At 48.3% G+C, this 14,010-nt stretch carries 14 protein-coding genes; 6 read left to right on the top strand and 8 right to left on the bottom strand.

Annotation, left to right across the window (positions count from 1 at the left end):
- Positions 1–20 precede the first annotated feature (20 nt).
- The 3 genes from P401_RS0103745 to P401_RS0103735 are packed head-to-tail and all read right to left on the bottom strand — an operon-like array spanning position 21 to position 2,680.
- Positions 21–599, bottom strand: a complete 579-nt coding sequence (locus tag P401_RS0103745) for a hypothetical protein (RefSeq protein WP_029341273.1) — start codon at positions 597–599, stop codon at positions 21–23.
- 34 nt (positions 600–633) lie between these two features.
- Positions 634–1,818 (bottom strand): RNA-splicing ligase RtcB, encoded by a 1,185-nt coding sequence (locus P401_RS0103740; RefSeq protein WP_029341272.1) that lies wholly within the window; start codon positions 1,816–1,818, stop codon positions 634–636.
- 40 nt (positions 1,819–1,858) lie between these two features.
- The gene (locus tag P401_RS0103735) at positions 1,859–2,680 is read right to left on the bottom strand and encodes a LysR family transcriptional regulator (protein ID WP_029341271.1); all 822 of its coding nucleotides are present in this window, start codon (positions 2,678–2,680) and stop codon (positions 1,859–1,861) included.
- 107 nt (positions 2,681–2,787) lie between these two features.
- Here P401_RS0103735 and P401_RS0103730 point away from each other — a divergent pair, with 107 nt between their 5' ends.
- Positions 2,788–4,026, top strand: a complete 1,239-nt coding sequence (locus P401_RS0103730) for a purine/pyrimidine permease (RefSeq protein ID WP_029341270.1) — start codon at positions 2,788–2,790, stop codon at positions 4,024–4,026.
- Between the two features lie 164 nt (positions 4,027–4,190).
- Here the strand turns inward: P401_RS0103730 and P401_RS0103725 are convergent, their stop codons facing one another.
- The 3 genes from P401_RS0103725 to P401_RS0103715 all read right to left on the bottom strand — a co-directional run bounded on the left by P401_RS0103725 (position 4,191) and on the right by P401_RS0103715 (position 7,581).
- Positions 4,191–5,279, bottom strand: coding sequence for an MBL fold metallo-hydrolase (locus tag P401_RS0103725; protein WP_029341269.1), 1,089 nt, complete (start codon positions 5,277–5,279; stop codon positions 4,191–4,193).
- Between the two features lie 122 nt (positions 5,280–5,401).
- Entirely contained in the window at positions 5,402–5,875 is a 474-nt protein-coding gene (locus P401_RS0103720; protein ID WP_029341268.1) for a YflT domain-containing protein, read from the bottom strand.
- A 125-nt stretch (positions 5,876–6,000) separates the two neighbouring features.
- Positions 6,001–7,581, bottom strand: a complete 1,581-nt coding sequence (locus P401_RS0103715) for a peptide chain release factor 3 (protein WP_029341267.1) — start codon at positions 7,579–7,581, stop codon at positions 6,001–6,003.
- A gap of 402 nt (positions 7,582–7,983) precedes the next feature.
- Here P401_RS0103715 and P401_RS0103710 point away from each other — a divergent pair, with 402 nt between their 5' ends.
- Entirely contained in the window at positions 7,984–9,228 is a 1,245-nt protein-coding gene (locus P401_RS0103710; RefSeq protein ID WP_029341266.1) for an MDR family MFS transporter, read from the top strand.
- Positions 9,229–9,290: 62 nt separating this feature from the next.
- On the opposite strand, the gene P401_RS0103705 is transcribed toward P401_RS0103710, so the two are convergent.
- On the bottom strand, positions 9,291–10,088 hold the full coding sequence (locus P401_RS0103705; protein WP_029341265.1) for a hypothetical protein: 798 nt from the start codon (positions 10,086–10,088) through the stop codon (positions 9,291–9,293).
- A gap of 140 nt (positions 10,089–10,228) precedes the next feature.
- Here P401_RS0103705 and P401_RS0103700 point away from each other — a divergent pair, with 140 nt between their 5' ends.
- From P401_RS0103700 to P401_RS0103690, 3 genes are all read left to right on the top strand, one after another.
- Positions 10,229–10,669 carry an RrF2 family transcriptional regulator gene (locus P401_RS0103700; RefSeq protein WP_029341264.1) on the top strand — a complete coding sequence of 147 codons (441 nt, stop codon included), beginning with the start codon at positions 10,229–10,231 and terminating at the stop codon, positions 10,667–10,669.
- A 92-nt stretch (positions 10,670–10,761) separates the two neighbouring features.
- Complete coding sequence (locus P401_RS0103695; RefSeq protein WP_029341263.1) at positions 10,762–11,775, top strand: hypothetical protein; 1,014 nt, start codon at positions 10,762–10,764, stop codon at positions 11,773–11,775.
- A 26-nt stretch (positions 11,776–11,801) separates the two neighbouring features.
- Positions 11,802–13,106 carry an LD-carboxypeptidase gene (locus P401_RS0103690; RefSeq protein ID WP_081834688.1) on the top strand — a complete coding sequence of 435 codons (1,305 nt, stop codon included), beginning with the start codon at positions 11,802–11,804 and terminating at the stop codon, positions 13,104–13,106.
- Positions 13,107–13,149: 43 nt separating this feature from the next.
- On the opposite strand, the gene P401_RS0103685 is transcribed toward P401_RS0103690, so the two are convergent.
- Complete coding sequence (locus P401_RS0103685) at positions 13,150–13,473, bottom strand: hypothetical protein (protein ID WP_029341261.1); 324 nt, start codon at positions 13,471–13,473, stop codon at positions 13,150–13,152.
- Positions 13,474–13,564: 91 nt separating this feature from the next.
- On the opposite strand from P401_RS0103685, the gene P401_RS0103680 reads away from it, so the two are divergent.
- Complete coding sequence (locus P401_RS0103680) at positions 13,565–13,990, top strand: DUF2621 family protein (protein WP_029341260.1); 426 nt, start codon at positions 13,565–13,567, stop codon at positions 13,988–13,990.
- Positions 13,991–14,010 lie beyond the last annotated feature (20 nt).

The following is a 14,010-nucleotide window of genomic DNA, read 5'->3' as shown; positions in this document are numbered from 1 at the left end:
GTCTCCTTTACGTTCTCGTTTTAAACGGGAACGTTTTTTAATTCGTGGATCACCTGTTTTGCTGCTTCCTGCGTCGTGTCTGAATCGACTTTCTGTAAATAATTGTGTTGCACGGATATGAGGATATTTTTGTAGCTGATGATGAGGAGCTCACCGTAATCACCGTTTGATTGATATTGAATCAGATCATTGCCTATGTATCGATCCGTATACGCAAAATGGATCGCTAATTGCGTATCTTGTTTTTGGTTTTCAAAATAAAGTGCCTCCTGTGTCGAGGACGTGTCAATCGTTCCGTCAACCGTTAACCAACGTCTCTTCCCAAAACTCAAGGATTGATCCACAGCTGTAAAGTCTGCACCTATCGTGCTTCTCTTCAACTGAAACTGATCCATCTTCAAGTGTTCATCCATATGCTTGAACAGCTTTTCATACTGAACAGGATTTAAGATGGGATGTTTCGTCTGATTCGTCTTCTGATCCGTATGAGTAGTGGTTTTGACTACTTTTTTCTGTTCCGTCGTGACCGCCTCATCCGTGCATCCAGCAATTAAAAACACACTTGAAAACAGAATTAACATAGTCCCCTTATAGTTCATACTGTATCCTCCCATATTGAAAGTATCTTACACATCATTTTGCCTTAAAGTTGTACAGCGGTTTAATGATCTCAACGACATCGACTGTTTCTTTTGTGTTTCGGATGATTTCGTCCATCGGTTTGTAGACGAACGGTGATTCGTCACGCGTCGATGCGACGACAGAACTTGACCAGACATCGGTCATCGTCTTTTCAAATGCATCCAGTTCAACTGTTTTGAATGCTTTTGATCGTGACATGATACGTCCTGCTCCATGTGGTGCGGAATAGTTCCAATCGGGATTTCCTTTTCCGACGACGATCAAAGAGCCGTCACGCATGTTCATCGGAATGATTGCCTGCTCACCCGCTTTCGCAGAGATGGCACCTTTTCGTAGAATCATCGCGTCAAGATCGATGTAGTTGTGGATCGTATCGAACTGATCCGCAACCGTCCACCCCATCGCTTCAAAAATAACTTGAGTCATCGCCTGACGGTTCAGCGCGGCGTAGCGTTGCGCAATCTTGAGATCATGCAGGTAGCGCTCCATCGCTTCTCCGGAAACAGATGCTAAGTCTTTGTTAAACATAGAGCGTGTTGCTTTCAATTGCTGTAAAGTCGCTTGAATCTCCGACTCACGCCCCGCTTTCTTTAATTCCCCGATGACTTGATCCGCATCAAATTGGAAGCGTGCCGTTTCCGCTTCTGCCTGATAATGTTCAGCGATCGTTTTCCCAAGATTTCGGCTTCCGGAATGAATCACAAGATAAAGCTCGCCTGCTGCGTCCTGGTTCAGTTCGATGAAGTGATTTCCTCCACCGAGCGTACCGATCGATAATCGTGCCCGTGTCTCGTTGAACGGTGCAAGCACTTGATCAAATGGTACCTGTTCTGATAATGGATGGGCTTTTTGACGTACCGACATGCCACTTGGAACGAGACGCTGGATCGTTGCGTCAAGCTCTGCAAAGTCGATTGGTCCCTTTTCAGCGAGTCGTGTACACAACATCCCACAACCAATATCGACTCCGACGAGATTCGGTACGACCTCGTCCGTCACATGCATCGTCGTTCCGATGACAGATCCTTTTCCAGCATGGCAATCCGGCATGATTCGAACGCGACTACCTGTCGCAAATTGTTCCTCTAGCATGGCTGTGACTTGCTTAATCGTCAGGTCGTCGACGTTATCCGTGAAAATCTTTGCTTCCCCATACGTGCCTTGAATTGTTTTCATACGATCGTTCCTTTCCATCCTATCTATCCTATCCATTTGGTTATTCTGCTGTTTCTTGTATGATTTCAATGAATTGTTTTGTCAGTGTCGTCGGTCCGGCCTCCGTCAACCAGACGAAGGCTGTCGTACTCGCGGCACCTGGTAGGTATGTCTGGTGCAGTCCTGTCATATCCAGTTCCCGCAACGTACTTTCCGGCAAAACAGTCACCGCCTGTCCACTACGGACGAGTCCGATTAGCGTCAAGACATCAGAACATGTTTCTTGCGATACGACACCGAGTCGTTGACTTAACGTCTGAAAGACACCCAGTCCTTCTTGACTCGGAATGATGAGATCCGCAGTCGGGTGATCGGGGTGCCAGACTTGATGAAACGGTTCTTCCTCCATCCATTCAATCGAGATCCCTTGCGCATCAATCGGCAGAAGGACGAACGCTGCGTCAAGCGACCGCTCTTTCAACCGTTCGATGAGCGCACTCGATTCTCCTTGGTGGACTTGTAAGATAATGCCAGGATGTCGTCGTTTCATCTGTTCGATCCATTCGACGAGCCGACTGGCAGATAACGTGTTGACACCAATCCGCAAGATCCCCGTTCGACCGGCTTCGATGTCGCTCACTTCCATTCGCGTCTCCTGCTCGAACTGCAACAACGAAACCGCTCGTTCATATAAGCGGTTGCCGCTTGGGGTAATCCTGATCCCACGTCCTGCCCGCTCGATCAGACGAACTCCGAGTTCTTCTTCCATCCGCCGGATTTGCTGGGTTAAGGCAGGTTGTGCCATCCGTAAGCGCTCTGCCGCCCGCGTAACGGATTGTTCCTCGACGACCGCACAAAAATAACGATACTGACGTAAATCCACATTCATCATCTCTTTCATATGTTTTCATGTATAAAGATATATGAATCATAACATCAATCATATGCTATGATGCAGGAATATCTGAAGTTAAAGAAAGGAGCTTTTTCATGAAACAAACGACTTCTACCTTCCAGTGGATCGTCTTTTTACTCGCGAACACGATTGCCTTACCAATCGTCGTCGCCAGTCTGTTCGACCTCTCCTCAGTCGAGACAGCTGCCCTTGTCCAACGGTCGTTCTTTGTAGGCGGGATTGCCTGTTTCCTACATGGCGCTTTCGGCCACCGGCTTCCGATCGTATCGGGACCTGCCGGATCATGGGTCAGTATTTTCGTCGTCATCGCCGCCTTACCGGTCGATTCAAAAACAGCCTTTACGATTGCGATGGCAGCTGTCGTCATTGCTGGTGTTGTCCTCATCATCCTTGGTTTGACAGGATGGACGAAATACTTATTACCTGTTTTCACACCGCTCGTCAGCGGAACATTTTTGCTCTTATTATGTATTCAATTAACAGGTGTCATGCTCGGTGCCGTCCTCGCTGTTGAAGCAACACGTCTCGCCGGGATTATCACATTCTTGCTCGTGCTCGGACTCAGTCAATTCGGTCCGAGTCGCTTACGCCCGTTTGCCTTGATGATCGGGATCATCGTTGGTTGGCTCGTCAGCCGTCCGTCACTTCCTACGTCGTCAAGTTTGTTTGCACCACCGCAAGCGTTACCGTTCGGATGGCCGCAGTTTGACGGCAGTGCATTCCTTGTCGCGATTCCGTTCGCGATCTTGCTCGTCGTCAATTTGATCGCCGCTTTAAGTGCCGTCGAAGCGACGCTTCAAAAACAAGGTCGTCTGCACCAAGGATTATCAATCGAAGGCGTCATTCATTTACTCGCTGCTACATTCTCGACGCTTGTGCCGGTGCCGTTACCCATCACGAGTGGTTTCATCGCGCAAACCGGTAGCCGGAAACGTCGCCCGTTCTTGATCGCCTCACTCGTCATCGCGTTGATCGGGTTCTTCCCAAGCTTGATCGGGATCATCGCGACATTACCGCGTAGCGTTGCGAGTGCCGCGTTGCTTGCGACATTGCCGCACATGTTTCTGATTGCCTGGCAGTCAGCGGAAAGTAACATGGAGAACAGCCGTCGCCGCCATGCGTTTGCGATCAGTGCCGTCATCGGCATCAGTATCTTGTTGCAATCGACCGTCATCGCGGAAGTCCTGCCTTTGACGCTTCGCCCGTTCCTCAGTAACGGATTACTTGTCGGAACGATGCTTGTGCTCGGTTTCGAAATCATCGAAAAAGTTCGCTCTCGTCGCGCGAAACAAGCGGATCGATTGGCGAGCTAAATTGTATTGTACGACCGGACGATGTCATCATCCTCGCTTTCCTGTAAGAGTCAAGGATGAACATCTCGTCTGTTTATTCACCTAAAAAAGTAGCCTTTTCGATGTGATTCGAAAAGGCTACTTTTTTCTCATTTCATTCAATTAAAATCAAAAAGCTATCTTACTCAACGCACTTCCCGCCACCATTTTCGTGTAGTACTCTCGGGTGTCACACTTTCCCCGATCATCGGTGTCAGAACCGAAATCTCGTCACGTTTCGCTTCCTTGAGCAACCGTTCGACCGGTTCGAACCAGGCATGAAACGCGAGGATGAAGGCAGACCAGTGAATCGGCATCAGGACACGACCTTTTACATCTCGATGAGCTTGAACTGTTTGTTCCGGTAACATATGCGAATTGGACCACCGGACATCGTACTGCCCACATTCCATCATCGTTAAATCAAACGGACCATATTGTTCGCCGATTGCTTTGAAGTGTGGACCATATCCACTATCGCCACTAAAGAAGACCTTTTGCGAGCCTTCGATGACCCATGACGCCCATAGCGTTGAAAATTGATCAAGACCATTTCGCCCTGAATAATGGCGCGACGGAGCCGCTGTCAGTTTGATGCCACCGACTTGTGTCGATTCATGCCAGTCGAGTTCCGTGATTCGCTCAGCTGAGACGCCCCATCCACGGAGACGACTCCCGACACCGAGCGGCACGATGAAGCGACCGACTCGATTTTTCAAGGCGAGGACGGATGGATAATCGAGATGATCATAATGATCATGCGAATAGACGACGACATCAATCAACGGTAAACGTTCGAGATCAACCGTCTGCGTCGTTTGAAAACGTCCTCCACCCAGTTTTGGGAACGGTGATGGTGCGCGCCCGAGCATCGGGTCAAAGAAAATCGTTTGTCCATCGAGTTCGATTAAAAATGCCGAATGTCCGAACCATGTGACGCGTGGTGCTTCACTATCGTCTTGACGTCGCTGATACGGAAGCGTCGGTAACGCTTTGACAGGACGCAGATTTGGAATGTTTCGTCCGTAATCCTTTAAAATGCTTTTCATCGAGTCCCATTCCATCTTCAACTGAAAATCCATCTCATTTTTGAACTTCCCGTCGACAAAACGGTCTGATCGTTCGAAACTTCGCCGTTCTGCACGGCTTGGTCGTTTCCCGAACACCGGGTATCGGTTGATGAACCAAGCGCTCGCAAGACCAATTCCTGCTAAAGCTGTCACTATTTTTTTCATGTCTTATCACCTCTTCGATGCTCTCAGTATAGCACCTCGATTCCTTAGACATCTCGCTTTGCGACTCCGGACGCGAGAAAAAAAGTGAAGATCACCGTTATCGGCGCCTTCACTTCTAGGTATTAGTCGAGATCGTCTGCTTTCCATTTCGCCCGGTCGCTCTTCTCACCGTCTTCACGGTGATTGCTCTCGTAGGCATTGTTCCCCGGATTTTCGACCTTGTTATCATCGTGCCGATGGTCGTGGTCATGGTGATGATGGTGCTCATGGTCATGATGGTGATCGTGGTCATGAGCATGGTCGTGATCTCGATCCTTGACGAACAATGCAAGACCGCCGCGCTCGACTTCCGCGTAATGCCGTTCTGCCTCATCATCTGAATGTCCGACACGTTTTAACGTCTCGCGGAGCGGTGGTTCTTTAGAAAACGTTGATTTAACTTGATCAATCCAACTCGCACCTGATGCTTCGTCTGCCGCGTCATCCCGACCCACGACAGAAAAATCTGAATCGTGATGTCCTTGTTGTTTCAATTCCTCGATTTTTCGTTCCAGACTCGATTGATCCTGATAGATCCCAACAAACCGTTTCGCCATCACATGACACCGTCCTTTTTCATATGAATTCAAACACGCTCTATTTTTACCCTTGTTCGATTGTCATCAAACGAGATTTCATGAACGAAAAAACGGACCACTTCGAAAAGTAGTCCGTAAAAACATTAGAGTTGTTGCGGTGAATCGACCAATGTGATCGTCCCTTCGTTTTTCTGAACGAATCGCTCGTAAACGAAATCGTTCGCAAACAGCAATACAGCATTTTCCCAGCGGTCGTAGACGAGTACCGTCCGTGAATCCGTCAATTGTTTGACAGCAGCGACTTCTGCCGGCTTGATCCACTTCGCGACTTGGAAGTTCGCAGCATCCTTCAAGATGTCAACGCCATACTCACCTTTGAGCCGGTGCTCGAAGACTTCGAATTGGAGTTGTCCGATCGCTCCAAGAATGATTTCGTTGTATTCCGTCTTGTAGACTTGGATCGCTCCTTCTTGCGCGAGCTGCTCGACACCTTTTTGGAACTGTTTCGACTTCAAGGCGTTTTTCGTATAGACCTTCAAGAAGAGTTCCGGTGCGAACGTTGGGAGTGCTTCATATTGGAGTGATGGATCACCATTCGTGATCGTATCGCCGATTTGATAGTTGCCTGAATCGTATAGCCCGATGACGTCTCCCGCGAACGCTTCGTTAACCGTTTCACGCTCATCTGCCATGAATTGTGTCGATTGCGACAACTTCATCTTTTTCCCTGTCCGTGTCAGGACGACGTCCATTCCACGATCAAACTTACCCGTACAAATACGGACGAACGCGATCCGGTCACGGTGGTTCGGGTTCATGTTTGCTTGAATCTTGAAGACGAAACCACTGAAGAAGTCTTGCGCCGGTTCGACCTTCCCTTTGTTCGACTCACGTGGTGTCGGTGAAGGAGACAGGTTCAAGTAATGCTCGAGGAGCGGTGTGACACCGAAATCAACGAGTGCTGATCCGAAGAAGACCGGAGTCAATTCGCCTTTTGCAATCAATTCTTCATTGTATTCGTTACCTGCGCCGTCGAGTAAGTCAACTTCATCCATCAACGTCTCGTACATTTCCGAGTTGATCGTCGTCGCGAGTTCTTCGTTCGCGAGACCTTCCTCACCGAGTTCGATCGACTTACGATCGTTCTTGAAACAATGGAATTGTCCTTTGACGCGATCATAGACCCCTTCGAACTGTTGCCCTGAACCAGCTGGCCACGTCACAGCAACAGACGGAATACCGAGTACTTCTTCAAGTTCTTCCATCAATTCGAGTGGATCACGTGCTTGACGGTCCATCTTGTTGATGAACGTAAAGATTGGAATCCCGCGCATCCGACAAACTTGGAAGAGTTTCTTCGTTTGCGACTCGATCCCTTTCGCTGCATCGATGACCATGATTGCTGAGTCAACAGCTGTCAGGATTCGATACGTATCTTCACCGAAGTCCGAGTGACCTGGTGTATCCATGATGGAAACGATTTTTTTATCGTATTCGAATTGCATGACCGAAGACGTAACAGAGATGCCTCGTTGTTTTTCGATTTCCATCCAGTCCGATTTCGCGAATTTCGAGTTTTTCCGTGCCTTGACAGAACCTGCTTCACGGATTGCCCCTCCGTGTAGGAGGAATTTTTCAGTTAATGTCGTCTTACCCGCATCCGGGTGGGAAATGATGCCGAAAATCCGACGCTTTTCGACTTCCGTTTGTAGAATGTTTGTCATGTATGGTAGTTCCTTTCACCGATATATTCAAAAGTCCGATCAATCTTTTTCGCAACTAGTCTATCATACCGAATTTTCAAGGTCTCGTCCATTTCACTTCATTGACTTAATTTTCAGATTTAAAGTTGACAATTCCTCTACTTCTTCTTTACGATGACTAGGAAGTTCACTATTACAGAAGGAGGAGACGTACAATGGTATTCTATCAAGCTCGGACATCTGTCCACACTGTCTTTGTATTGGCTACAACTGTACGTCACCCAATCGTTTAATTTTTAATTAAGCAGGGTGTGCGTATGCGTATACGTACATGCTGCCCTCTTATATTAGGACGGGTATGCCCATATTTGTGCGTATCCGTCTTTTCTATTGTCTAAAAACGGAATATAAGGGGTTTTCACTATGTTTAACGCACTCAAACAGCTTGATCGTAACATCTGGATCCGGTTCGTCGGGGAAACGATCACGGGAATCATGATGTTCATGATTGCACCATTTTTAGTTCTGTATTATGCGGATCGTCTCGATTCCTACTTTTTGGTCGGTGTCATCATGGCGACCGGACCGATCATGTCACTCGTCGGCGCCGTCCTCGGTGGTCATTTCGCTGATAAATTCGGTCGAAAACCACTGATGGTCCTCTCGATCATCGGGGATGTCATTGCGCTAATCGGCTTCTCGTTCGCCGATTCATTCGGACCGCTTCTCGCTTTGAACGCGCTGCTCGGTTTATCCAGTTCACTGTTCCATCCGGCTGCAAGCGCAATGGTCGCTGACGTCACGCCACCAGAACGCCTGAACGAATCGTTCGGTCTATTGCGGATGGGGCATAACGTCGGGGCAGCATTCGGTCCACTGCTCGGAAGTGCCGTCTTGTTCGTCGACCGTTCACTCATCTTCTACTCTGCCGCTTTCGTCTTTTTCCTGTACGGACTCGTTCTCTACTTCTTCATCGAAGAAACGAAACCGGAGTATATTGAAAAGACAGACGAAGTCAAAGTGTCCCCACTCACCGTGTTACGGAAGGACCATGTCTTTTTAATCTTCATCGGTGCGGGTGTCTTCATCTCGATGGGATTTGCCCTCGTTGAGAGCATGTTACCGGTCTTCTTGAAGGAGGCACTACCGGGCTTGCCGACGAAACAAAATCCTTTCCCTTATTTGATGGCATTAAACGGAATCATGGTCGTCTTATTCCAATTCCCGATCGCCGCTCGTTTGTCAGGTAAAGCATTCGGAAAAGTCATGTTGCTCGGGGCATCGATTTTCGGCATCGGTATGATTTTCCTCGCGTTCGTGCCGTCCTACCTGTTCTCACTCGGAACAGACTATGTCGTGCTCGTAACGGTATTGCTTGCGATTTATGCGTTCTATACGCTTGGTGAGATGATTATGTCCCCTGTCCAGATGACGTTCATCGCTTTGATTGCACCAGAACATCTTCGCGGAACGTATAACGGTGCTGCGAGTCTTCAGTGGTTAATTGGCGGCGTTACCGCACCGCTTCTCGGATCTTTGTTCCTTGATTCCGGAAAAGGTGACTTTGCCTTAGCATTCATCGGATTACTCTGTTGCGTCTCGGGTGGAGTCTATCTCGCACTCGACCGGTCGATTCAACGTGCGAAGCGTTTAACGAAATCAGCTTAAAGCTAAAAAAGCGATGTGTCATGCTCCGACTTCAGTCAGAGCGTTACACGTCGCTTTTTTCATTAAGAGGGTAATTGATTTGCCGCTACGAACGGACCAAACAGGACCGGTAACGGATCAAGTCGTTGCTGGATTTCTTCAATGAAATTTGTCGATCCACTGACGAAGACGATCGGATCATTTGCTGTGATCATCGTCAGGAACTCGTGCATCTGCTGTTCCCATCCTTCTTGACGAATGTGGTGGACGACCATCCCTTTCGTCGTCAAAGAGAGGACATTCGCTAACATGCGTTCCGCCAGTTCCTCAGCCGATACATGTAATAAAGTCGTTTTGCGACCGCTCAGGAGCGCATGCCGGGCTTCATCGATGACGGACCCGAGGTGATGGTCTTCAGCAATTAATAAAATATCTTGTTGACGCCAGTTTTCAGCATGGCGGTATTTACAAAAATGCCGGCACGTATCGACGAGTTGATGATGGACGATACTCCATGCTTGAAGCAACGGTGCATCTTCTTCAAGTGCATATTCGATCTGGATGGCTTTTAGAATTTCATGACTGATGATGTCCGGGTATGTCAGCAGAAACGATTTCGTCTGATTGATTTCGTTCAATAAAATCAATTTAAACAGTTCACTCGATTCATGTTGGTTAGTAATCTGATTCAATAATTGACTCAGGCGTAAAATCCGTAATGCGCGAGTTCCATCCTGAGCCCCCGCTTCTCGAAGCGCGCGCAATTCTTCTTCATACGTCGCCTCGAGCGAGTCATAGAAGCGCGTCGCGATCCGCAATCCCTTTTGCTCCATCGATGGACCGAGCTGTTGCAAAAGGTGTAATGCCTGATCGAAATGCATAATTTAACCTACCTTTCACCGTCCATTATGCGATAATCGCCTCATAAAAACAATCTGTAAAATGCATCTTATTTTTTGCACATTGAGAGTTGATAATGCTTGCGTCGCCCCCTAGTATGTGTGTTAAGTAGGTGATGAAAATGCGCATGACACGTTATACGGATTACGCGATTCGGTCCCTGCTGTTCGCAGCAGCTCACCCCGATCGTTTAGTCCGAATCCAGGAAGTAGCGGATTGTTACGACATTTCTAAGAATCATTTAATGAAAGTAGTCTATCGTTTAGGACAGAGTGGTCTGATTGATTCTGTCCGTGGTCGTGGAGGTGGTTTCCGCTTAGCAGGCCCTCCGGATGCAATTCATATCGGTGACGTCGTACAACTGTTTGAACCAACCGTTCATTTTCTCGATCCGCAAGAAGGCATTCACGAGGTCCCTTCGCTCAATCCGGCACGTGATGCCTTCGATGATGCCATTGCGGCGTTCCATCAAGTACTCAATAGTTACACAGTACATGATTTGCTACATCCGACAGCTGATACTCATCCACAAATACTTGAAATGATTCCGAACCGCGATTGAGCCGGTTCGGAATCTTTTTTTATTCCATCCTCGCTCAATTGCGATTTCTCAAAACGCTCGTGGTATACTTATATAAGAAAGGAGGGGTACAGATGAACCCTCAAGAAGAACTCCATCTCTTATATCTTCGCTTAAAGGAAGAAGAACCCTCCGTTGCACGCGGTGAGGCCTTATGGGCCATCTTTGAGGAAACAGCTGATGATTCACTCCGCTTCCTCTCCTTATGGGCATTTTCACAAAATCAATTTGATTTAGGACACTTCCGATCGTTTCTCGTGTCCTTCACGCTCTTGATGGAATGGATCCGAAAAGATGAGATGACACTGACTCCAAAACAAGAACTTGATTTGTACTGGAACTACAAGTCCTATTTGATCTATATGGCAGAACAAGAAGACGTGACGGTCTCGCTTCTCGAAGAAGATCTTGATCGCTTCATCGACTTCTGTGACGCGCATGGCTTTATTCGGACACGTGACTATATCAGCTTCATGGTCTACAGCAAACTCGGTGACGAGGAACAAGCCGATCACTATTTATCAGAATGGATCGACGCGCCAAGCGACGAACTCAGTGATTGCCCATCTTGTGAAGCATTCAGCCGAATGACGTATGCGATTGAACGTGGCTTCGAAGATCGTGCCTTGCTACTTTATGCAGCACTGCGGCATGAACGCGGTTGCTCGCGGATGCCGGATCAGGCTCATCCATACATCCTACCGTTGTTCCTCAGTCGCAAAAAAGAACGCTTCGATTGGAGCGAACGCTTGATCGAAGAAGTCAAACGGAGTGAAACCCTCTTTACAGGCGGTGACGAGCCGTACCACCTGTATGCGAAGATGTATTACGATACGAACTATACGTGGTCGATGGAAGAGAAAAAACAATTGATTCCGTTCTTGACCGACCGTGGGTATCTTCAGTTCTTACTCGCTCACTATGCATTTGCTCATCGGCAATCTCTTGGTGAGGAAGCGTCGTATCTCGCAGCGCTGCGGACGAATCTGTATGAGATCGCACAATCCCTCGATCGCCGGATCGAAGGTGTCTTCTACTTGAACCTCGTCGAACGTGAATTGAAACGAATCACCCAGTTCGTTGCCTGAATCTCATTCGTAAAGGAAGTGTCTTCATGTTAGATCATGTCCAGCTCGCTATGCCGAAAAACGAAGAAGATCGCGCCCGTGCATTTTATGCCGGGCTTTTACATATGAAGGAAGTCGAAAAACCCGCTGGTGTTCAAGCTAGTGGTGGTGTTTGGTTCGAAGATCATGGTGTAGCACTTCATCTCGGAATCGAGGATCCATTCGTTCCTGCTAAAAAAGCGCACCCTGGATTAACCGTCGCTGCGTTCGAAGCGTTGAGCGATGCTCTTCAAGCTGCCGGTTATCCGGTTGAGCATGACACCCGCCTTGCGCCACGTCGTCGTTTCTTCACAGCTGATCCCTTCGGTAACCGGTTAGAAATCATCGCCGCCCACCTGCCAACGTTAACGCCGAAAAAATTAACGGATGGTTCACATGTTCGTTTAATCGCACCCGCTTCTAGCCTCTCGACGGTCGAGATGAAGATCATCGATGGTGCGATCCAGACGCTCGAATCACTCGGGTTACGTGTCTCGATCAGTCAACATGCACGTGCCATCAATCCGTTCGGTTCCAGTGATCCTGAGTTACGCGTCGCAGACCTTCATGCTGCATTCGCTGATCCAAACGTCGATGCGATTCTGTGCGTTCGTGGTGGGTTCAGTACAAATGAACTTGTCGACTTACTCGACTACGAATTGATTCGGACACATCCGAAGATTCTTTGTGGCTTCTCCGATATCACAGCACTCAGTCATGCTATTCTAACGAATACCGGATTAATCACTTACTCCGGACCGATGTTACGGGCTTTCCGGGATCGTGATGCCTATACGATCGATTACTTCAAGCAAGTATTGTTTGGAACAGAACCCGTTACGATTAAGCCCTCTGTCCATTGGCGGGATTCTGATCGTGGACACGTCATCACGTTACCGAATAAAGGTCCACTTCTCTTATCGCCGGGACAAGCGAGCGGTCGACTGATTGGTGGAAACCTTTGTACGTTGAACCTTCTGCAAGGCACACCGCACTTCCCTGATTTACGGGATGCGATCTTATTCCTTGAAGACGATTACGAAGTCCATCCAGCGACGTTTGCCCGTGATTTCGCCTCGTTGATGGCGCAACCAGGTGCGGAGACGGTTCGCGGGATCGTCTTCGGGCGCTTCCAACTCGCAACGAAGATGACGGAAGAGCATCTGCGATATCTGATTTCGCTCTATCCATTCCTAGAGCACGTACCAGTGCTTGCGAATGTCGACTTCGGACATACGAGTCCTTTATTCACGTTCCCGATCGGTGGTCAGGTGGAACTGCATGACGAGGTCATCCGACTTCATATTTCCTGAATAATAAAAGAAGGAGACGCGGCAATCCGCATCTCCTTCTTTTTTAATAGTCGAGCAATCTCGAAGCGTCGATTTGACGTTTCGACCCATCCGCGAACATCTCAAGTGTTGCGAAAATCTGGTCATTTTCCCATTCATAGTGAAGTAACGTGAAGTCTTCGAGTGTCGAGACCGTCTTGAACGTTTTCCCGACCGTAAACGCACGCTTCCGGCTCGCATCTTCTGCCGGAACGGTGACGAAGATGACCGTGATCTCTTCGCCCTTCGTATCATAATAGAATTCAACGATCCGACCGTCCGCTGTTTCAGGTAAGACACCTTTACGGGGCTGTCCGGTCTCGTCCAATTGTACGTATGGTTGCAGCATTCTTTCGCCTCACTTTCTCCGTCATTCATCATAGCACGTCCACCTGATTTATGCTAATCTATATTTGATGTGAAAGGGGGATGAGTCGCGCATGGAATGGTTCATGAACGGGATTCTGCTCTGGGGCTTTATCATGATTACACTCATGGCAATTGGCGGGTTTTTCATGTTCCGGAAGTTCCTCAAAAAGTTACCGAAAGAAGACGGTAAATCGATGATGGACTGGGAAGATGAATACATCGACCAGACACGACATCTTTGGACGGATGAGACGATGGAATTGTTGAACGCTCTCGTCATGCCGGTTCCATCGGCATTTCGCGATGTCGCACGCCGCAAGATTGCCGGGCGGATCGGACAGTTCGCACTTGAGGAACAAGCGACAGAGATGACATCTGAACTGGTTGTCAAAGGATATATTTCCGCTACGCCGAAACGCGATCATAAATTCTTGAAAAAAGCACTAACGGAGCACGCTATCGACTGGCGAGACTACGCATTATACTTCCAAAATTGAAAGATGCACGAAAAACCGCC

It is taken from the genome of Exiguobacterium acetylicum DSM 20416 (assembly GCF_000702605.1).
In the GTDB taxonomy this organism is placed as follows: Bacteria; Bacillota; Bacilli; order Exiguobacteriales; family Exiguobacteriaceae; genus Exiguobacterium_A; species Exiguobacterium_A acetylicum.
Note: the sequence above shows the minus strand (reverse complement) of the source record. Positions and strands in the feature narration are given on the sequence as shown.